21 protein-coding genes and 1 pseudogene are annotated in these 19,652 nt (G+C 66.9%); 17 read left to right on the forward strand and 5 right to left on the reverse strand.

Translation table 11 applies throughout. The annotated features are described in order from the left end of the window. Positions 1-51: 51 nt before the first annotated feature. The 3 genes from B0T44_RS14545 (at position 52) to B0T44_RS14555 (ending at position 1,369) form a co-directional block, all read left to right on the forward strand. Positions 52-477, forward strand: coding sequence for a hypothetical protein (locus B0T44_RS14545; RefSeq protein WP_077114862.1), 426 nt, complete (start codon positions 52-54; stop codon positions 475-477). Between the two features lie 118 nt (positions 478-595). Then, the gene (locus tag B0T44_RS14550; RefSeq protein WP_139347648.1) at positions 596-1,087 is read left to right on the forward strand and encodes a hypothetical protein; all 492 of its coding nucleotides are present in this window, start codon (positions 596-598) and stop codon (positions 1,085-1,087) included. Positions 1,088-1,120: 33 nt separating this feature from the next. Next, positions 1,121-1,369: a hypothetical protein gene (locus tag B0T44_RS14555; RefSeq protein WP_077114863.1), complete on the forward strand. Its 249-nt coding sequence runs from the start codon at positions 1,121-1,123 to the stop codon at positions 1,367-1,369. 234 nt (positions 1,370-1,603) lie between these two features. On the opposite strand, the gene B0T44_RS14560 is transcribed toward B0T44_RS14555, so the two are convergent. After that, positions 1,604-2,614 (reverse strand): GlxA family transcriptional regulator, encoded by a 1,011-nt coding sequence (locus tag B0T44_RS14560; protein WP_077114864.1) that lies wholly within the window; start codon positions 2,612-2,614, stop codon positions 1,604-1,606. Between the two features lie 71 nt (positions 2,615-2,685). On the opposite strand from B0T44_RS14560, the gene B0T44_RS14565 reads away from it, so the two are divergent. After that, complete coding sequence (locus B0T44_RS14565; protein ID WP_175647925.1) at positions 2,686-3,918, forward strand: MFS transporter; 1,233 nt, start codon at positions 2,686-2,688, stop codon at positions 3,916-3,918. A gap of 127 nt (positions 3,919-4,045) precedes the next feature. Here B0T44_RS14565 and B0T44_RS14570 read toward each other — a convergent pair whose 3' ends face one another. Further along, on the reverse strand, positions 4,046-4,372 hold the full coding sequence (locus tag B0T44_RS14570; protein ID WP_139347649.1) for a hypothetical protein: 327 nt from the start codon (positions 4,370-4,372) through the stop codon (positions 4,046-4,048). 377 nt (positions 4,373-4,749) lie between these two features. Between B0T44_RS14570 and B0T44_RS14575 the strand changes: the two genes are divergently transcribed. The 4 genes and pseudogenes from B0T44_RS14575 to B0T44_RS14590 form a co-directional block, all read left to right on the forward strand. Next, positions 4,750-5,082 (forward strand): ArsR/SmtB family transcription factor, encoded by a 333-nt coding sequence (locus tag B0T44_RS14575; protein WP_077114867.1) that lies wholly within the window; start codon positions 4,750-4,752, stop codon positions 5,080-5,082. After that, entirely contained in the window at positions 5,069-5,569 is a 501-nt protein-coding gene (locus B0T44_RS14580) for an SRPBCC family protein (protein ID WP_217697422.1), read from the forward strand. The genes B0T44_RS14575 and B0T44_RS14580 overlap by 14 nt, the downstream gene beginning before the upstream one ends. 377 nt (positions 5,570-5,946) lie before the next feature. Continuing rightward, positions 5,947-6,402 (forward strand): pyridoxamine 5'-phosphate oxidase family protein, encoded by a 456-nt coding sequence (locus B0T44_RS14585; protein WP_077114869.1) that lies wholly within the window; start codon positions 5,947-5,949, stop codon positions 6,400-6,402. Between the two features lie 84 nt (positions 6,403-6,486). Next, positions 6,487-6,654, forward strand: a pseudogene (locus B0T44_RS14590) (integrase core domain-containing protein); the annotation flags it as partial. A 94-nt stretch (positions 6,655-6,748) separates the two neighbouring features. On the opposite strand, the gene B0T44_RS14595 reads toward B0T44_RS14590, so the two are convergent. Then, positions 6,749-7,900, reverse strand: coding sequence for an epoxide hydrolase family protein (locus B0T44_RS14595; protein ID WP_077114870.1), 1,152 nt, complete (start codon positions 7,898-7,900; stop codon positions 6,749-6,751). Between the two features lie 341 nt (positions 7,901-8,241). On the opposite strand from B0T44_RS14595, the gene B0T44_RS14600 reads away from it, so the two are divergent. The 5 genes from B0T44_RS14600 (at position 8,242) to B0T44_RS14625 (ending at position 13,953) form a co-directional block, all read left to right on the forward strand. Next, positions 8,242-8,643 carry a hypothetical protein gene (locus B0T44_RS14600; RefSeq protein ID WP_077115135.1) on the forward strand — a complete coding sequence of 134 codons (402 nt, stop codon included), beginning with the start codon at positions 8,242-8,244 and terminating at the stop codon, positions 8,641-8,643. A 178-nt stretch (positions 8,644-8,821) separates the two neighbouring features. Beyond that, the gene (locus tag B0T44_RS14605; protein WP_077115136.1) at positions 8,822-10,234 is read left to right on the forward strand and encodes a sensor histidine kinase; all 1,413 of its coding nucleotides are present in this window, start codon (positions 8,822-8,824) and stop codon (positions 10,232-10,234) included. Beyond that, on the forward strand, positions 10,231-10,887 hold the full coding sequence (locus tag B0T44_RS14610) for a response regulator transcription factor (protein WP_077114871.1): 657 nt from the start codon (positions 10,231-10,233) through the stop codon (positions 10,885-10,887). Before B0T44_RS14605 ends, B0T44_RS14610 begins: the two co-directional genes overlap by 4 nt. After that, complete coding sequence (locus B0T44_RS14615; protein ID WP_077114872.1) at positions 10,884-12,389, forward strand: SLC13 family permease; 1,506 nt, start codon at positions 10,884-10,886, stop codon at positions 12,387-12,389. The genes B0T44_RS14610 and B0T44_RS14615 overlap by 4 nt, the downstream gene beginning before the upstream one ends. Before the next feature lie 43 nt (positions 12,390-12,432). Continuing rightward, positions 12,433-13,953 (forward strand): glycerate kinase family protein, encoded by a 1,521-nt coding sequence (locus tag B0T44_RS14625; protein WP_139347650.1) that lies wholly within the window; start codon positions 12,433-12,435, stop codon positions 13,951-13,953. A gap of 17 nt (positions 13,954-13,970) precedes the next feature. Here B0T44_RS14625 and B0T44_RS14630 read toward each other — a convergent pair whose 3' ends face one another. Continuing rightward, a complete protein-coding gene (locus tag B0T44_RS14630; RefSeq protein ID WP_077114873.1) occupies positions 13,971-15,188 on the reverse strand; it encodes a phospholipase D-like domain-containing protein in 1,218 nt (405 codons plus the stop codon). 106 nt (positions 15,189-15,294) lie between these two features. Beyond that, the gene (locus B0T44_RS14635; protein WP_438269026.1) at positions 15,295-16,650 is read right to left on the reverse strand and encodes a hypothetical protein; all 1,356 of its coding nucleotides are present in this window, start codon (positions 16,648-16,650) and stop codon (positions 15,295-15,297) included. Positions 16,651-16,811: 161 nt separating this feature from the next. Between B0T44_RS14635 and B0T44_RS14640 the strand changes: the two genes are divergently transcribed. From B0T44_RS14640 to B0T44_RS14655, 4 genes are all read left to right on the forward strand, one after another. Then, positions 16,812-17,483, forward strand: a complete 672-nt coding sequence (locus B0T44_RS14640; RefSeq protein ID WP_077114875.1) for a glycosyltransferase family 2 protein — start codon at positions 16,812-16,814, stop codon at positions 17,481-17,483. Then, the gene (locus tag B0T44_RS14645; RefSeq protein WP_077114876.1) at positions 17,432-18,256 is read left to right on the forward strand and encodes a TIGR04282 family arsenosugar biosynthesis glycosyltransferase; all 825 of its coding nucleotides are present in this window, start codon (positions 17,432-17,434) and stop codon (positions 18,254-18,256) included. The genes B0T44_RS14640 and B0T44_RS14645 overlap by 52 nt, the downstream gene beginning before the upstream one ends. Positions 18,257-18,258: 2 nt before the next feature. Continuing rightward, positions 18,259-19,230 carry a TIGR03557 family F420-dependent LLM class oxidoreductase gene (locus tag B0T44_RS14650; protein ID WP_077114877.1) on the forward strand — a complete coding sequence of 324 codons (972 nt, stop codon included), beginning with the start codon at positions 18,259-18,261 and terminating at the stop codon, positions 19,228-19,230. A gap of 76 nt (positions 19,231-19,306) precedes the next feature. Then, on the forward strand, positions 19,307-19,639 hold the full coding sequence (locus tag B0T44_RS14655) for a DUF3140 domain-containing protein (RefSeq protein WP_077114878.1): 333 nt from the start codon (positions 19,307-19,309) through the stop codon (positions 19,637-19,639). Positions 19,640-19,652: the final 13 nt, after the last annotated feature.

The following is a 19,652-nucleotide window of genomic DNA, read 5'->3' on the forward strand; positions in this document are numbered from 1 at the left end:
TCCGCCGGTTGACCCGACTACTTTCGGTAACGACGAACGAATAGAGCAACCGTGGCACTGATTCCTGAACCGCATCCTGCACCACCGGCTGACGCCGGTCAGGGTGTGTGGGGCTCACAGCCCATCTACAGCCGCGCCGACGATGTGGCTTTCGCTCGGATTGCCGCCGCGGCATCCATTGCCGCGGATGCTGCCGGCTGGACGAATGCCTCTGCTCACCTGGACCACTACCTCGGTAACAGTGGGAAACTGCTGACAATCAACGCGGACGCGGTGCTGCGGGATGTGCCCGCAGCCGACAGCGAAGCGAACGGCTTGGCTGCGACGGAGCTCCGGCGGATCACCGCTGAAGCGGCGGCAGGCCAGCTCTATGGCAGCCCGGTGCAATTCCAGTCGCATTGGCTCGGGTTCTACATCGACAAGAACTCGAGCGAGGACTGGTTCTTCGCAATGGGAGGTCCGTCACGGGCGTGGTGACGGTGCTCGCACCGGCCGAGGGCGCCGAGCCGAGTCTCACCGCCGAGTACAAGGTGCACGTGCACGATCGCTACAACTGGGACGGTGAGAGGAGTGATCCCAACCGATGAGGTATGCGATGTCCGGAATGCGGCGGGTGAAGATGGCTGGTGTCGTAGCCGGTCTCGTGGCCGCGCTGGTCGGTATGGCCGGTTGCGGCAGCGAAAGTCGGGACGACAGCCGGCGTTCGGAGACGACCCAGACTGCGAATGACGCCGACATAGTCAGGGAGGCTTCCGCATTTTCCGGAATCGTGATTCCGGAAAATGCCGCCGTGCTCGACGCCCGGTCGGAGAACGGTCTCGACACGCTATACCGGCTGACTATATCGACGGATCCGCAGGGCCTCGACCTTCTGCTGGCCGAGTCGAAATTCACCGAGCCGCTGACCCAGATGCCGGAAGTGACCGAAACCGCAATCGCTGGTCCGCCGCTGGAGACTTCACCGTCGATCCTGAAGGCCACCGACATCTACCGGAACACCGACGGAAAGTCGGTCAACCGAATCATCGTCGTGGACGAGCGAGATCCGTCGACCCGCTTCGTCCATATCAAACTGTTCGATACATGATCCGCGTGGTCACCCACACTCGAGGATGCCGTAATGACCGACGCCACCGTTGGCCTGGCCAGCCTCGCAGGTGAGAGGCGTACACCTGACAGGAAACCCGAGCCTCAGGCCGGCATTACACAGGGCGACCTGCGCGATAGCATGACGGCCTTTTTCAAGGACAAACTGCACGTCGTTGACTTGCTACCGGCGCCACTATTCACCCCCGATAAAGATATAGAGGCGGCCGGGTCTTGCGCTATGACAGACAGCAAGACCGGCTCCCAAACGGCTACTTCGTGAAACGTCATGCTCCAGACGATCTCAACCCTCTGGGCAATGCGAGGAAACCCTTCGAAGAAACAACCGAAACGAGTGAGACGGTCTGGGTGGCGACAAGCGCAGTGCTGCCCAGTTCCTCATCGAGTTGACGTGGAAAGTGATAGAGGCACAACGGTCTCCCAAGTGAGTCCCGGCCCAGCCTGCTGGTCAGGGCTCGCATGCCAAAACCTCGCACTAGACGGTGTGGGTGACCGTCTAGTTGTTGCGGGGCGGGATGTTGGTAACACCTGGGGGCGGGGTGGTCGTGGCTCGGTTGGTTTGTTGCTGGGTGAATGTTCTGCGGTAAGCGTCTGGGGTCGTGTCGAGGGCGTCGCGGAAGTGGCGGCGGAGGGCGGCAGTGGTACCGAAGCCGCAGCAGGCGGCGATGCGGTCGATGGGGATGTCTGTGGTTTCCAGGAGTTGCTGGGCGTGTCGGACGCGTTGGGCATTGAGCCATTCGAGCGGTCGGGCGCCGGTCCGTGCGACGAAGTGCCGGTGCAGTGTTCGCAGGCTGACGCACGCGTGCCGGGCCAACTGCTCGACGGTGAGTGGTGTGTCGAGGTGTGCCAGTGCCCAACTGATCGTGTCGTCGAGAGTGTCGGTGTGTGCCGGTGCCGGGGAAGGGTCGGTGTACTGCCGTTGGTGTCCTTCTCGGTGTGGAGGAGCGACGAGTCGGCGGGCGATCTGGTTGGCGACGTGCGCACCATAGTCCGTACGGACTATGTGGAGGCATAGGTCGGTGCCGGCCGACTTTCCGGCTGAGGTCAGTACGTCGCCGTGGTCGATGTAGAGCGGGTCTGGGTCGACGATGACGCGCGGGTAGCGGTCGGCGAGTGTCGGCGCGTGGAGCCAGTGCGTGGCTGCGCGGCGACCGTCGAGAAGCCCTGCTGCCGCGAGAACGAACGCGCCGGTGCAGATGGAGGCGATACGTGCACCGCGTCGCGCCGCCGACTGGATTGCCTCCATGAGGTCGGTCGGCGGCGTGAGCATGGCGTCGTGGCATGCCGGTACGACGACGGTGTCGGCCGTGACCAGGTCGTCGTAGGTATGGGGTGTCGCTGCGGTGAACCACTGATCTACCCGCGCGTGCGGCGGGCTGCAGACCTTGAATGTGTACCAGTCGGTGCCGGTCAGGTCGGATCGGTCCGTACCGAAGATCGCACATGGCGCTGCCAGTTCGAAGATCGGCACTCCGTCGCTGAGTGCGAGAGCCACCACAGGAGCCATGGCCGAAATTGTAACAATGCTGGCAGATCGGTCACTGGTTTCGGAAGCCGAGCTCAGCGGATGCTCTAGAAGTGATCGAGAAAGTTGTCGTTTCTGGCCAGGGGCGGCCCGTCCCTACGCAATCGTGGTTGCGGCCTGCGGTCGCGGTTGCGTCGTTGGGGTGGGGTGCGAATCAGTTCGCTCCGTTGATCGTGCTGTACCAGCGACACGGTGTGTCGGCTGCAGCGACCGAACTCCTGTTCGGCTTATACGCGGTGGGGCTGATACCGGCGCTTCTTGTCGGGGGGCGTTGGTCGGATCGCGTGGGACGCAAGGTCGTTGTCGAGACTGCGCTTGTGTTATCGATGCTGGCCTCCCTCGTTCTGTTGGTGGGGTCGACATGGCATGTGCTGCTCTTTCCCGGGCGATTCCTCACCGGTATCAGCAGCGGGTTGGCGTTCGGCACGGGCGCAGCCTGGATCCGCGAACTGTCCGCCGGGCAAACGCATCAGCATGCGGGGGCCCGCCGGGCGACGGTGGCGATGACCGTCGGGTTCGGCGGCGGTCCGCTCGTTGCAGGGCTGATTGCGCAGTGGGTGTCGGAATCGCAGGTGTGGCCCTATGTGCCGCACCTGGTCTTGTGCGTTGCGGCCATGGCTCTGTTCATTCGCTTCGAGCCGGCGACGGTGCGCACGCCGTCGTCGAGCATCGCGCACGATGCGGACAACCACGATCAGGGTGCTGTCGCCCGGCATCTGCTGGTGATCACGGCACCGTTCGCACCGTGGGTTTTCGGCACTGCGGCGATCGCGTTGGCCTACCTCCCGGCCGCTGTCACCGATCATGCGGGTGCACAACCGTTGGCGTTCGCTGCCGTGGCGACAAGCATCCCCGCCCTGGCTGGAGTCTTGGTGCAGCCGCTGGCAGCGAGAATGAACAGCCGTTCCGGGGCGGGTCTGCTCGTGCCGGCCATGATGACTGCGGTAATCGCGTTGATCGTCGCGACCTGGGCAGCCGCAGCATCGACTGTCTGGTCCGTACTCATCGCTGCGATCGCGCTCGGCGCGGCCTACGGCGTCACGCAGTTCGCCGGCCTGGCCGACATCCAACACACCGCTCCCCCGGCACAACTCGGTGCAGCGACATCGGCATATCAAGCCCTGAGCTACCTCGGGTTCGCCCTGCCCTACATGCTGACCAGCGTCCATAGCCACTGGGGATGGTCACCCACACAAGGGCTGTCCGCCGTCGTGGTCCTTGCCGTTCTCGCAACGGCGTGGCTGGCCGTGGCCAACCGGACCGAAGGCAGGTCAACGGATGCATGATCTCGCCAACCTGCCCCTTTCTAGGCTGCCCGGCCTGCTCCGAATGCAGATGCGTTCCCTCGGTGGGGACGGCGCCGCCGCCGACATCTAGCTCATGAGCAGCGGGACCAGGACCGCGAGCCGTAGATCACCATAAGCCCCGGCGGGCCTGTGGGTGGAAGCCCGCGACGCCCGCACCGTAGATGGTGCGGGGCGTCGTATAGGACAACCACACAGGCCCGCGAGTGGTGTCGATATCGAGTTCGGCTCTGCCGACCCGCCAGAAGGTGTACTGCGACCAGAGCTGCGCGCGGTAGCGCCCGGGCGGCAGGAACAGCTGGTTGTTGCCGGGGTGTAGTAGAAAACGCAGGCCGGGAGCGAATTCGACCATCATCGGCAGGGGCCGGGACCTGGGGGTGATCGGCGCGGAAGCCGCGACGACGACAGGTATCTGCGGCGGAGGAGGGTGGTGCATCCTGTCCGATCCTAGGCCACGTTCCCAGCCGTACGGCGAGGCGAGTATCAGCGCAGCGGACGGAAGAACGCGCGCAGGTCGCCGGTCAACAGGTCTGGTGCTTCCATACAGGCGAAGTGTCCGCCGCGGTCGAACTCCGTATACCGGCTGACTATATCGACGGATCCGTAGGTCCTCGACCGTCTGCTGGCCGAGTCGACATTCATCGACCCGCTGACCCAGGTGCCCAGAAGGCGCAGGATCTAAGTTGTTGCGGGGTAGGAGGTTGTTGGCACCGCCTCGGACCACCCGGGGTGAGACTCCTACCCATTGGTCAGTCTTGACTTACCGTTAGTGACGACTTACGGTCTGCCAGTGCTTACCAGTTGGGAGGTCCGATGAGTGCAGCGGACATGCTAGCCGCGATCGGGGACCCCATGCGACGGGAGATCTTTGAGCGTCTCACCGCGGGACCGATCGCAGTCGGCGAGCTGGCGAGGACACTCCCCATCAGCCGGCCAGCCGTGTCACAGCATCTGGCAGTGCTGAAGAAAACTGGCTTGGTCTTCGAACGTCAACAGGCCACGCGACGTCTCTACCAAGTCGACCCGGAAGGCTTCGCCGAGCTTCGGGCCTACCTTGACGTCTTCTGGGATCGGTCGCTCGCGTCGTTTCGTAACGCATTCCCCGACACCGAGACTCGCGGAGATGATACCGATGACGACGCCTGAACCCGTTCGACACAGCATCACAGTGCCCGCCGACATCGACCGAGCATTCGCAACGTTCGTCGATGGCATAGATCGCTGGTGGCCGGGGCAAAACAGTATCACCCGGGCACCGCAGGCCCGGGTGGCGATCGAGCCGCACGTCGGCGGACGCTGGTATGAAGAATCCGTCGACGGCGAACAGTGCGACTGGGGGAAGGTGCTCACCTGGGACCCTCCTCACCGCCTCGTTCTGGCATGGCAGCTGCAAACCGCCATACCAGGAATCACCGGCGGCGTACTGTGCCACGGATTCTGGCAGTTCGAACCGAGGCTGCGGACCGAAGTCGAACTCCGCTTCACTGTCCTTGGGCCTCATTGCACAAAGGTCGACCTCGAGCATCGCCATCTGGACCGATTCGTCTATCCGGAACCTGCCCGCTTCTACCTCGACAACGACGGCGGCTGGCCGGGTCTACTCGACCGCTACGCCGCTGCAGTCACTCTCTGACCGCCACATATCCGGCGGTTCACACCGTCGAAGACGCCGCGTCGACACGCGGAACCCTGTCCACCGCCAGCCAGCAAGCTTCACGCCCCTTCCCGGACGGAATTCACCCCCCATCGAAAGGGAACTCATGTCTGCAAATCTCGTCTGGCTCGAACTGCCACCCCTGATACGGAGCGAGCTCGCGCGTTCTACGGGAATCTTTTCGGCTGAGAGGTCACCGGCTTCGACGCTGCGAACTATCACATGGTCGCCGACGCTTAGTCCGGCGTTGGTCGTATGTGCATCCGCGCCGACCAAGGGACATCGTCCGGGGTCTACCAGCCAGGTAAAAGCTGAGCAGGTACGGGTCGCGAACCAAACAGAAGGGAAACAGCGACATGCCAACGCCTCGGCCTCATGAAGAACGCGTAGATGCTGCGCGCCAGCGGCTAAAGCAGGAATTCCAGATGTGGCTATCGACAGGTGGGGACACCGGCCCGCACCTCATTCCGGTAGCGTTCGTCGGCGACGGCGACGCCATCGTCACTGCCACCGGAGAGGGCAGTAAAACCGTTCGGAACCTTCAGGAGACCGGAAGGGCACGCATTGCCGTGGGCACCACGTCCGATGTGGTGATGGTCGATGCCACCCTCGACGGTCTCGTGTCCGTTGCAGAGGTTGCCACGGACCTGGCCGACCGCTTCGCCGCTGTCTCTCATGACCCACGACAGATGCCGGGTTACGTCTACATCCGACTACTCCCTCGCCGTATTCAAGTATGGAACGGATTCCACGAGTTCCCTGGTCGAACAGTGATGCTCGAGGGGGAGTGGCTCTCGCACCCGGTCGACTGAAACAGAACAGCGGTCTCCGAGGAGCTCCGGTGGGGCGCCACAATGCACCACTCAGCATCGACTTCGCCCGGATCGCCGGCAGTCAGAACCAAGCCGTACACGCCCCGCCACAACGGCAAGGTGGAGCGTTACCAGCGGAGCCTGGTCGCGGAACTGCTTTACGCCCGGGACTTCACAAGCGAGAACGCCTGCTCGGCTGCGATCGCAGTCTGGAACATCCACCACAACTACCACCGCCCACACAGCGGAGCGGAAGCCGCGACGACGACAGGTATCTGCGGCGGAGGAGGGTGGTGCATCCTGTCCGATCCTAGGCCACGTTCCCAGCCGTACGGCGAGGCGAGTATCAGCGCAGCGGACGGAAGAACGCGCGCAGGTCGCCGGTCAACAGGTCTGGTGCTTCCATACAGACGAAGTGTCCGCCGCGGTCGAACTCCGTCCAGCGCACCACCGTGTTCTGTTTTTCGGCGATACCGCGGATCGAGGTCGCGCCGGGGAAGGTCGCAATACCGGTCGGCACGCCGGAGTCGGGGAGATCGGCGCCCCACTGCTGCGATTCCTTGTACAGCCGTAACGAGGAGCCGATGGTGTTGGTGAACCACAGGATGCTGAGGTTGGTGAGCAGTGCGTCCTTATCGATCGCATCCTCGGGGAGTTCTTTGGCGGGATCGGTGTAGGTGTGCACCACGTCCATAACCCAGGCAAGCATCCCTGCCGGTGAGTCGCTCAATGCGGGCGCGAGGGTTTGCGGGCGGGTCGAGTGAATGGTTGCGTACGAAGATGTTTCGGCGTTCGACCAGTTCTGCAGCTCGGCCAGTTTCGCCTGGTCGGCTTCGCTGTATCCGGTTCCGTCGTCGTCCCAGGAGGGGATGGTGATCGGGTCGTTGAGATGGACGCCGACCACGTGTTCGGTGGCGATCCGGCCCACCTGCGGCGCGATGAAAGAGCCTGCGTCCCCGCCCTGCAGCCCGTAGCGGGTGTAACCCAATCGGGTCATCAGGGTCGCGATACGTCGGGCGCTCGTCTCGGTGGCGGCTGCGCCCGAGGTGCGGGTGGGGCCGGAGAAACCGAAGCCGGGCAGCGTCGGAATCACCAGGTGGAAGGCGTCTCCGGGGTTGCCGCCGTGCGGGCGGGGATCGGTGAGCGGGCCGATCATGTCGGTGAAATCGGCGAACGGCCAGCCCTGGACGAGCACCAGCGCCAGCGCATCCGGCTCGGGAGAGCGCACGTGGGTGAAATGCAGGCGCTCACCATCGATCTCGGTGACGAACTGGGAGTGGGTGTTCCGTTGTTTCTCGTGCGTGCGCCAGTCGTAGCCGGTCTGCCAGTATGCGGCCAGTTCCCGCACGTAACCGGTCGGGATGCCGTAGCTCCAGCCCACGCCGGGCAGCTCGTCCGGCCAGCGGGTGGCCGCGAGGCGGGCGTTGAGGTCGTCGATCTGTGACTGCGGGATATCGATGTGGAACGGTTCGATCCGGGGCATGTCTTTCTGGGTCATGTCAGCCACGGTAGGAAGCTATTAGGTCGATATCGGTCCTAAACTGTGCAAGTAGCTCGGCATGCGGCAAACTTCTGCGCGGCTGCTGCGCCTGCCATCGCTGCAGAGCGGCTGAGACTGCTCCGGGGAGGAGCCGGCGGATCGGCTCGGCGTCAGCACACGCACCATGCGCAGGGATATCGACCGTGCATCCCTTCATCGAGGAGCCCGAGGAAATACCCGCCTTCAGGCGAGGGGGGGTTAACTGCCCCCTACCAGCATCGATACCTCGCCGGTGAAGATGAAGAGATCTTCATAACCGACTCATGGTCCGATCATCGGGCTCCGGCATAGTGACCGGTATGTTCATCTCCGGCTCCCGCTCTGTTGTCGCCGCGCTCGTCGGGCTCGGTGCCCTCGGTGTGGTGCTCGCGAGCTTCGCGCTGACCCGTTCCTCCGATCCCGAACTCGGCCCCTCCCCGGTTTCGGTGAGCATCGCGCCGCCCGCGCCGAGCGAGCCGAACGCGTCGCCCTCCCGCGGCGACGGTGATGACAGTGACGACGGGGACACCGCACCGGGGCCGTCGGCGACCTTCCAGCCGCCAGAACCCGCACCCGCCCCGGCGGCGCCCGCACCCGCTCCCCCGGCGCCTATCGCTCCTGCTCAGCCCGCGCCTGCGCCTGCCGTGCCCTACGACGACGATGACGACGGCCTCGACGACGACGGCCCAGACGACGACAACGGCCCAGACGACGATGACTGATTCCGGCCGCAGCCGGTCGCTGCTCGCCGAACCGAACCGGAACGCGCCCCCGGCCGAGAACACAACCACGTCGCCGAACACCACACCTGCCACATCCGCAGCCCCGCAGACATCGCAGCTCGTGCGGCCGCTGCGTGGGTCCCGGCTGCCTGCCCGCTGGAAGATCACGGCGTGGATCATGTTGACGACGTTCGTCCTGCTCGTCGTGGTGTTGGTCACGGCGCGCAACCTGTTGTTGCGTGATGTGAGCACGCGGGCGAACGCTGATATCGCGCAGGAAGCCGACGAGTTCCGCACGTTCGCGGCCGAAGGGGTCGACCCGACGACCACGCAGCCGTTCACCTCGGTCGACCGGCTGCTGGAGACGTATCTGCTGCGTCAGTCGCCGGTCGACGGGGAAGTGATGGTCGGAGTGGTGGACGGTAGGCAGTTACCGACCGTGCGTGGCAATATGCCGCAGGCCGCGGCCGCCGATCCGGACCTGTTCACCGCGCTGGCGACCGCAGGGTCGAAATCCGGTGTCGTTGCGTCCCCTGCCGGGGAGATGCGATGGGGCCGGGTCGAGGTGCGGTCGGAGACCGGTAGCGGGTCGTTCGTGATCGCCGCGTTCACCGACGGTGGGCGCGCCGCGGTCGGCCGGACGATGGGGATCATCACCGCGGTATCGCTGGCCGGGCTCGTGCTCACCACCGGTGTTGCCTACCTGGTGGCGGGACGCATCCTGATGCCGGTGCGCACAGTGCGTGAGGTCGCCGCCGAAATCGGGGAAACCGATCTCACGGCCCGGGTCCCGGTGCAGGGACGTGACGATATCGCCGCCCTGGCCGAAACGTTCAACGCCATGCTCGACCGGCTAGAGCATGCCTACACCACGCAGCGGCAGTTCGTCGACGACGCCGGTCATGAACTGCGCACCCCGATCACGGTGGTGCGCGGGCATCTCGAGCTACTGCCCGACGACCCGCAGGAGCGCGATCGCACGCTGGCGCTGGTCGATTCCGAACTGTCGCGGATGGGGCGGATCGTGTCCGATCTGCTGATGCTGGCCAAAGCGGAGCAGCCGGACTTCGTGGTGCGGCGGCCGGTCGATATCGCGCAGACCATGCTCGATATCGAGTCGAAGGTGCAGCCGCTCGGTGAGCGGCGCTGGCATCTGATGGAGGTGGCCGAGGGCACCGCCTGGATCGACGCACAGCGTGTCACGCAGGCGATGCTGCAGCTGGCCGCGAACGCTGTCGAGCACACCGCGGACGGCACCACCGTGCAGTTGGGGTCCCGGTTCGCCGGCGAGGGCCGCGACCGGATGTTGTCGCTGTGGATCTGCGATCAGGGGCCGGGTGTCACCCCGGAGGACGCGCCGGTGATCTTCGAGCGATTCCAGCGCGGTACACCGTCGGGCAGGTCCGGTGCGACACGTCGCGGCGGTGCGGGGCTGGGCTTGGCGATCGTCCGCGCCATCGCCGACGCGCACCACGGTTCGGCCTGGGTGCGCAGTGTCCCCGGCGACGGCGCGACCTTCGGTCTCGACCTGCCCGCCGACCCCACCACGCTCGAGACCAGAGACCCGCACGAACGGAAGGACCAGCTATGAGCCGTATCCTCATCGCCGAAGACGATGTGCACATCGTGTCGTTCGTCGGGAAGGGCCTGCGCGCGGCCGGTTACACCACCGAGCATGTCGCCGACGGGGAGACCGCGCTGCTGATGGCGCGTTCCGGGGCGTTCGACATGGTGATTCTCGATATCGGGCTGCCGTCGATGGATGGTTTCACCGTGCTGCGTCAACTGCGCGGTGAGGGGGTGCGCACCCCGGTGGTGGTGCTCACGGCCCGCGACAGCGTCGACGACACGGTGGCCGGGTTGGAGGGCGGAGCCAACGATTACATGACCAAGCCGTTCCAGTTCGCCGAACTCCTCGCCCGGGTCCGGCTGCGCCTGCACGACGACAACGTCGCGGCAGCCGACTCGCTGTCCCACCGTGATCTGAGCCTGGACCTGCGCTCACGGCGGGCACATGTGCAGGGGCGTGCCGTCGACCTGACCGCTCGTGAATTCGCTTTGCTCGAAGTGTTTCTCCGGCATCCGGATCAGGTGCTCAGCCGCGAGCAGATCCTCGGGCACGTCTGGGGTTACGACTTCGATCCGGCCTCCAATGTGGTGGATGTGTATGTGCGGGCGTTGCGCGGCAAGATCGGCGCGCAACGGTTGCAGACCGTGCGCGGGATGGGCTACCGGTTGTCATGAGCGTCACCGAGTTCCGCACTGTTGCGCCGCGGCCCCGGCGTGTTCCCCCCTCGTCGCCCCGACCGGCGCTGCCGGGGCTGTCCCGCCCGGCGGCGGCCGCGGCGGCGGTGGGGACGCTGCTCTGTGCGGGCATCGTGGCCGCCGCCGCGTTCGGTGATCTCGAACGGGACGGTGCGGTCACGCTGGTGGTGTTCGTGGCGGCGATCTGGATGTGGGTCTTCGCGCCGCTGCCCGACACCTATATCGCGCTTGGCGCGGCGCTGGTGCTGGTCGTCGCGGGACCGATCGACACCGACACGTTCACCGGCACACTCGGCGACTCGGTGATCTGGTTGCTGGTGGGGGCGTTCATCATTGCGGCGGCGGTCACGGCCAGCGGCCTGTCCGCCAGGGTCGCCGCGCGACTGCTCACGCTGGCGCGCACCCCGCGCCAGCTCGTTCACCTGATCACCGTCGCCCTGCTGGTGACCGCCTTCGCGATCCCGGCGACCTCCGGCCGCGCCGCGCTTGCCCTGCCGGTGTTCCTCGCCCTGGCCGGTGTGCTGCGCGACCGGCCGCGGCTGGTGCTCGCCCTCGCTGTCGTGTTCCCGTCGGTGATCCTGTTCTCCGCGGTGGGTTCGCTACTCGGCGCGGGCGCCCACCTGATCGCCAGTGAAATCGTCGAGGCGGCGACCGGTGACGGTTTCGGTTTCCTGCAGTGGATGATGCTGGGACTGCCGCTGGCGGTGATCTGGTCGCATTTGGCGGCCGAAATGGCGTTGGCGATGTTCACCGATCGCGCGGAACGCGGCCGCCGCCTCAGCGTGCCGGCCTCCGCATTCGCCACGGCAGGCGAACAGCTGACCGGCCCGCTGTCGGCGCCGCAGAAACGCGTGCTCGTTGTGCTCGCCGCGGTGGTGACGCTGTGGTGCAGCGAACCATGGCACGGGATCGATCCGGCGGTCGTCGCCATGCTCGGCGCGCTCGTCGCGACCGCTCCGCGGTTCGGGGTGACCACGCTGCCCGCCGCCGCGAAAACCATTCCCTGGACGCTGCTGCTGTTCCTGGCCGCCACCCTCTGCCTGGGGATCGCGGTGACGACCAGCGGCGCCTCCGTATGGCTCGCCGAGCTGGTCTTCGGTCCGGTCGGCTCGCTCGGGTCCGCTTCCGGCGTGGTGTTTCTGGTTGTCGTGGTGGTGGTGTCACTGCTGCTGCATCTGATGATCCAGTCCCGCTCGGCGCGTTCGGCGGTGCTGGTCCCGATCATCGTGGCCACGGCGCCCGCTGTCGGTGTCGACCCGATGGCCGCCGCGTTCATATCCACCGCCGCCGCTGGCTACTGCCACACCCTCACCAGTTCCGCGAAACCAGTCGCTATGTTCGCCGCAGCCGACGGCGTTCCCGGTTACCGTCCCGAACACCTGTTGCGTTACTCCGCCGCGATCGCACCGGTCTCGGTGGCCCTGTTGCTCGCGTTCACGCTGTGGATCTGGCCGTTCCTGGGACTGCCGCTCTCCTCCTGATCTTCTTTCGCCCCACCGTGTCACCCTCTCGAAAGGCACAGCAATGCCGGTCCATGTTCCCCAGCGTGTCCTCGTCGCCCCCAGCGGTTTCAAGGAAAGCCTCGACGCCGCCTCCGTGGCCGAGGCGATCGCCGCCGGGGTGCGCCGGGTGCTTCCCGGTGTCCGTCTCGATCTCGCGCCCATCCCCGACGGCGGTGAAGGCACCGCGGTCATGCTCGCTGCGGCGACCGGTGGGACGCTGCGGTATCTGGATGTGGCTGGGCCGGTGAGCGCGCCCGTACGCGCGCATTGGGCTCGGCTCGGCGGAGGATTCGTTTCGGCTGGGCGCTGCCATCACGCTGGTTCGATGTCGACCGTTCGTGACGTCGTTTCGGCCCGACCCGACCACGGGACCGATACGGCCCGGCTCGAAGCAGGAGCAGCACAGCTCGACCGCGCCACCGCGTCGGCCCGGCTCGGCTGTGTCGGGCCGGTACGACTCGGCCCCGGATCGGGGGCGGGGCACGGCGAGGTGGCGCAGCTCGGACCTGAGGCGGATCCCCTGCAGATCGGCGACAGTCCTGGTTCGCGCTCATTCAACCGAGACAGTGGTTCGCTCGCCGCAGACAGACACGCGGTGGCGGTGGTCGAAATGGCCGCTGCGGCAGGTCTCGCCCATGTTCCGCGCGATGCCCGTGATCCCGGTGCGACAACAACTTTCGGTGTCGGCCAGCTCATCGCGGCTGCCCTCGACGACGGTGTCGACACCGTCATCGTCGGGTGCGGGGACTCCGGGACATGCGACGGCGGTGCGGGTGCGCTCCAGGCGCTGGGCGCCCGGATCCTCGACTGCGACGGGCACGAGATCGGCCGGGGCGGTTACGAACTCGCGCACGCCGAACACCTCGACCTGTCCGGCCTGCACCCGCGACTGCTGGACGCGACGCTCGTGGTGGCGGGCAATGTGCACAATGTGCTGTGCGGGCCGCGTGGGGTGGCGCGGGTGTTCGGTCCGCAGAAGGGCGCGGCGCCGGATCAGGTGGAGCGGCTGTCGGCGGCGCTGGAGAACTGGGTTCGGGTCCTCGAACGCGACGGGATCGGGTCGGGTGATCTGCGCACCGGGCCGGTTACGGGGGCATCGGGCGGGCTCGGCGCGGGTTTGGCCGCTGTCGGCGCGCAACTGCGTTCACGGTTCGACGCCCTGCTGGATTCGGGGCTGGCCGGTATCGATCTGGACAGCCGGATCATGAGGGCGGATCTGGTCATCACCGCCGAGGGCTCCATCGATTTTCAGACCCCGCACGGCAAGGTCCCCGCCGAGATCGCCCGCCGCGCAGCCCGGCACGGGGTCCCGGTGGTCGCGCTCGCCGGGTCGCTCGGCGAGGGAGCGCCCGCCGTTCACGAGGTGGGTATCGGCGCCATGGCGTCCATCCTCACCGTGCCCATGCCGTTGTCGCAGGCCGTCGCCGAGGCCGAACGGCTGCTCATCGATGCCGCCGAACGGATGATGCGGATGATGCTGCTCGGTGCCACGGTGTCGGATCGGGCGCGGCGCAGCGAAGACGCGCGCTACGCCGTCCGGTGAAGGGACCACCGCCGCGACTACAGGAAACGCCGGAACGGCAGCACGGCGGCCTCGCAAATCCGTTGCAGCAGCGGGCGGTTCTTCCAGTGTCGTGCGTGGATCAGTTCGCTCACCGCCCGATCGGCCTCGAAATGGGCGTCGAGGGTTGCGGTGAACTCCCGGTCCAGGACGGCGAGCATGACCTCCTCGTCGTGGTCGAGGGAGCGCCGGTTGAAGTTCGTCGATCCGACCAGGGCGGCCACCGCGTCCACGGTGATGATCTTGGCGTGCATCATGGTGGGCTGGTATTGGAAGATCCGCACCCCGCATGCCAGCAGTTCGTCGTAGAAGTGCTGGCCCGCCAGCTGGCAGGCTCGTTGGTCGGTATACGGGCCGGGCAGCAGGATCTCCACTTCCACCCCTCGTCGCGCCGCAGCGCACAACAGGTCGACGAAGAAAGCGTCCGGGGCGAAATAGGCGGTGGCCAGCCGGAAACGCTGTTCGGCCGATTCGATCACCACCCGCATCAGGGTTTGCATATCCTGCCAGCCGAAACTGGCCGAACCGCGCACCACCTGCACCACCGCGTCACCGTGACGCCGGTGACCGACGAACCGGTCGCGTTCGTCGAAGAGCTCGGTGTGGCATTCGGCCCAGTTCTGTGCGAACGCCGCCGCTAAACCGTCCACGGCGGGCCCGCGCAGCCGCACATGGGTATCGCGCCATTCGTGCTCGTCGCGCGCGTCGCCGCACCATTCCTCGGCGATGCCGACCCCGCCTGTGAACGCCACCTGTTCATCCACCACCAGTACCTTGCGGTGGCAGCGGTGATTCTGTTTGAGCGGCGACAGATACAGCGGTTTGCGGAACCAGGCGATATGAACACCCGCCTGGTCCATCATCTCCAGCAGATCCCGCTCGATGAGCCGGCAACCGAATCCGTCGAGCAGCAGGCGCACGCGGACACCGGCACGGGCTCGTTCGGCGAGCGCGTAGGCGAACTCGCGAGCGATATCGCCTTTCCAGTAGACGAACGTCATCATGTCTATCGTGTGACGTGCGGCACGGATACTGTCCAGCATCGCCGGGAAGATCTCGTTTCCGTTCCGGAGCGCGACCAGCTCGTTTCCTTCGGTCGCGGCCACACCGATCAATCGTTCCAGCCGCCGCCGCAGCCGCGTCGCTCGAACGCCTGCGGCGTCCTCGGCCTCTGCGGTAGGCAGCGCGGGCTCCGGCACATTGTCAGTCTTTGTCATGACTCTCCTTAAGCCGGCGCTCACGAGGAGGAAAACGATACTGCCCGATCCAACGCGGGCGGTCGTACCGGCCCGGGCACAGGGCAGGGCTTCGGCCACCGGAGCGTCACCAGTTCGTCAGCACGATATGAGCGATGAGCAGGGTTCCCCCCGCTTGCACTGCCAGCCAGAGCTTGGCCCTTGGCAAGAATGCGGTGGCCACCAACAGCCACATATCGAACGGTAGCCAGATCCGTTCGGTTTCGGCTTTGCTCAGTCCGCTCGCATCGGCGGCCAGGATCGCGAGCAGCGCCGCAGCGACCAGCACTGCGGCTGGGTCGAGCGTCCGCAGCCTGGCCGGCGCCAGTGACCGGTGCAGCGCCGCCGCCGTCGCCATACCGACCGCGCAGACGGTGGCCGCCAGATTGCCCCACCACCAGTAGCCGAACGGACGAGTGCGTCCCACGCCCTGGTAGTAGCGTTCGACTACCAGGTGATATCCGTCGAACCACCAGAACCCGGCGACAGTGAACAGCGCAACCACCGCCAGTCCCCCGACCACAGCGGGCAGCAGCGGCCGCAGCGTCCGGGCCGCGACGAGGACGGCTCCAGCGAGCAGACCCATCAACACCATGCCGTAGTTGAGATAGAGGCCGAGCGCGAACAGCGCGCCCGCGGACACCGCGCAGCCCAGGGCAGCGCTCGTAGACGATGCGGCAATCGCCGGGTCGGCAGCCGGTGGACGCGAGAAATCGGGGTGCGCGAGCCGGGCCGCGAGCGCCAGCAGCGCGACCGCCCAGGCTGTGACGCCGGTGAACACCGCGTCTGCCGACACCACCAGCCAGATCGCCGCCGGGGCCAGCACGAGGAACGGCAGCGCGGCGCGGGCCCGGTCCTCGGCGCCAAGCGCGCGCAAGGCGACAGCCACCGCGACGGCCGCACTGCAGCCGATCAGCAGGCAGGCCACCGCCGCCCACACCGGGCCGCCGAAACCGGCCCGGTCCAGCAACACGAAGAACAGCAGCGCGCCGGGCGGATGTCCGGACACGTGGGTGGTCCACGAATCGGGCTGGAAATCCAGGATCCGATCGGTGAAACCGCCGAGCATCGCGGGGATATCGGTGACGCCGGGAACTTCGTGCAGATATTCGTTCGGGTCGGTCTGCCGCTCGGCGAACCCGCGCTCCCAGCCGTCGACCATCGCCAGCGCGAACGCCCACGCCACCGCGGTGACGTAACCGGCGGCCAGCAGCTTCGGCCAGGACAGCCGCGCCGCCAGAGCCGGGCCGTGCCCGACCACCCCGACCGCGATCGCCACCGCAGGGATCGTGCCCCAGCCGATATGCGGCACCCAGGAGCCGAAAAGGGGCGCCGACGCCGCGTACAGCGAGGCGAACCACTGTTCGCTGACTATTTGCGGGATGACGATCGCGGCGCACACCAGTGCCGCGGCGAGCCCGGCTCCGGCGATATCGCCGCGCATCCCCTCGCGGCGTTCACCGGTTTCGATCACATCCTGCACAGTGGTCACCCTAGGTGGCTGCGATGACGATAACAGCTGATACGGGACTGTTTCGCGACACCGTCATCGTTTTGTGCAGCTTTACCGAGCCGGGCGGGCGCAGCGGCATAGCGTGCTACAGCATGACAGGAGACCACCTCGATTCGACCGAAGTAACCGTGGTGATCCCGTGCCGGAACGAAGCTGAAGCGTTGCCGACGGTACTGGCGTCCATCCCGGCGGGATACCGCACGGTCGTCGTCGACAACGGTTCGACGGACGCGACGGCCGACGTGGCGCGGGGGCGGGGTGCGACCGTTGTCGCCGAGGACCGGCCCGGTTACGGCGCGGCCGTGCAGGCCGGTATCGGCGCGGCCCGCACCGAACTGGTCGCGGTGCTCGACGGTGACGGTTCCATGGACCCGGCTGAGCTGCCTGCACTGGTGGAGTTGGTGCGCGGCGGCGCCGATCTGGCGGTCGGCAGGCGCCGCCCGAACCGGCCCGGGGTGTGGCCGTGGCATGCGCGGCTGGGCAACCGGCTGGTGGCGCGGCGGTTGCGCCGCCACTACGGGCTGCCGGTGCACGATATCGGTGCAATGCGGGTGGCGAGCCGGGGCCGCCTGCAGGCGTTGGGACCGCTGCACGACCGTTTCGGTTACCCACTGGAACTGCTGGTCGCGGCGGCGCGCGCGGGGTGGGTGGTGACCGAACGGGATATCACCTACCGGCCGCGGGCGGGCGGAACATCGAAGGTGTCCGGGTCGTGGCGGGGTTCGCTGCGCGCGACCCGCGATTTCCTGGCGGTGCTGCGGTGACCGGCGCCCCCGTTGCGCCGGTCACCGTCCTCGTCGTCGCCAAAGCGCCGATAGCCGGGTTCGCGAAAACGCGCCTGACTCCCCCGCTGGAACCGCGTGAGGCCGCCCGGCTGGCTGCCGCCGCGCTACTGGACACCCTCGACTCGGTACTGGACAGCGGAGTGGTGCACCGCGTGGTCGCGCTCACCGGCGACCTCACCCTCGCTGAAAACGGCCGCGAAATCACCGCGAAACTGCGCGATGTCGAGCTGATTCCGCAGCGCGGCACCGGTTTCGCCGTCCGGCTCGCCAACGCGCACGCCGATGCCGCGCGCCTCGGGCTGCCGGTATTGCAGATCGGTATGGACACCCCGCAGATCGGCCCCCGCGTGCTCACCCGCGCCGCCCGGACACTGGCCTGCGGCGACGACGCCGTGCTCGGTCCGGCCGACGACGGCGGCTGGTGGGGGTTGGGCCTGCCGGAGCCGCAGGCGGCGCGGGCGCTGCTGGAGGTGCCGATGTCCACTGCCGATACCGGTGTGCTGACGCGAGCGATGCTGCGCCGCTGCGGATACCGGGTGCAATTGCTGCCTCGGTTCATCGATGTCGACAGCTATGACGACGCCGTACGGGTCGCGGCCCAGAGCACAGGACGGTTCGCGGCCCTGCTCCGTGCTATCGGCGACCGCAGGCTGGTGCCGGGCGACGTTCAGCCGCAGCCGGGCACTGTTTCACAACCAGACCGGCGGGTACGGCGTAGCCGTCCGGTGCATCCGTCGCGTCGTGGGAGGTAATCGTGCAGATCGGGTACAAGCTGGCCACCGAAGCCTTCGGCCCCAACGAACTCATCCGGCAGGCCGTGCTGGCCGAGGCCGCCGGATTCGATTTCGTGGAGATGAGCGACCACTATCATCCGTGGCTGGAAACCCAGGGGCATTCCCCGTTCACCTGGACCGTTCTGGGTGCGATCGCGCAACAAACCGAGCGGGTCGGGCTCGTCACCGGCGTCACCTGCCCGACCGTGCGCTATCACCCGGCGATCATCGCGCAAGCTGCTGCCACCCTCGCCCTGGTCAGCGGGGGCCGGTTCACCCTCGGTGTCGGTGCGGGTGAACGCTTGAACGAACACATTGTCGGCGACGGTTTCCCCGACACCGCCGCCGGGCGCCACCGCTTGCTCCGGGAAGCGCTGGAGATCATTCGGCTGCTGTGGCGCGGCGGCTATCAGTCCTATGAGGGCCGGTTTCTGCGGCTGTGTGACGCGCGAGTGTTCGATCTGCCCGACGAGCTTCCCGTGATCGCGGTGGCCGCCAGTGGCGGGCAATCCGCCCGGATGGCCGCCGAACTGGGCGACGGGCTGTTCGCGACCGAGCCGAAACCCGGAGTTGTCGAACGCTACCGGGAGGCGGGCGGTGACGGCCCCCGCTACGCCGAGGTGACGGTCGCGTGGGCCAAGGACGAGGACACCGGCGCCCGTGCCGCATGGGAAACTGCTCGTTGGGGAGTGACCGGCTGGAAGGTGATGAGCGAACTGCCCAATCCCGTGAACTTCGAGGCCGCCACCGCGACCGTGCGTGTGGAAGATATTCGCAGCGCGTTCGCCTGCGGTACGGACCCGCAACGCTATATCGAGCTCGCACAACCCTTTGTCGACGCCGGTTTCGACCATCTGGTGCTGCAGAACAACGGCCCCGACCCCGACGGGTTCATCGACTTCTATCAGCGGGAACTGGATCAGCGGCTACGCAAGCTCACTCCCACCGGGTAACCGGTGCCGAGTGTTTCACTGCCGGCTACCCGGGTAGTCGGCAGGCCGGACCGGCTGAGGGAAAGGGGTGAGCGCTATGGCCGAGACCGATATCGACGACCAGCTGTGGGACGACTTCCACCGGGTGGTCAACATGTCGTCACGGGAGTTGGGCGACTGGCTGCGCACCGAGGCAGCGGGCACCGATGCCGAGACGTTGCCGGACCAGTCCGGCCCGGAACTGGGGCGGCATGTGCTCGCCATCCTGGGTAAGCGGCGCACCGATCTGGACGCCGCTGATGCGGAGGCGATGCGCACCGTCGTCGAGCAGATCACCCGGACGCGCGGCGACCTCGAACCGACTGCGGGCGACACCGCCTGGCGGCACCGGCTGATGTCGCTCGGGCACGATCCGTTGAAGACGTCGTGAGCTGATTGCCCTC

Origin of the sequence: Nocardia donostiensis (assembly GCF_002081715.1) — a bacterium.
GTDB lineage: Bacteria > Actinomycetota > Actinomycetes > Mycobacteriales > Mycobacteriaceae > Nocardia > Nocardia donostiensis.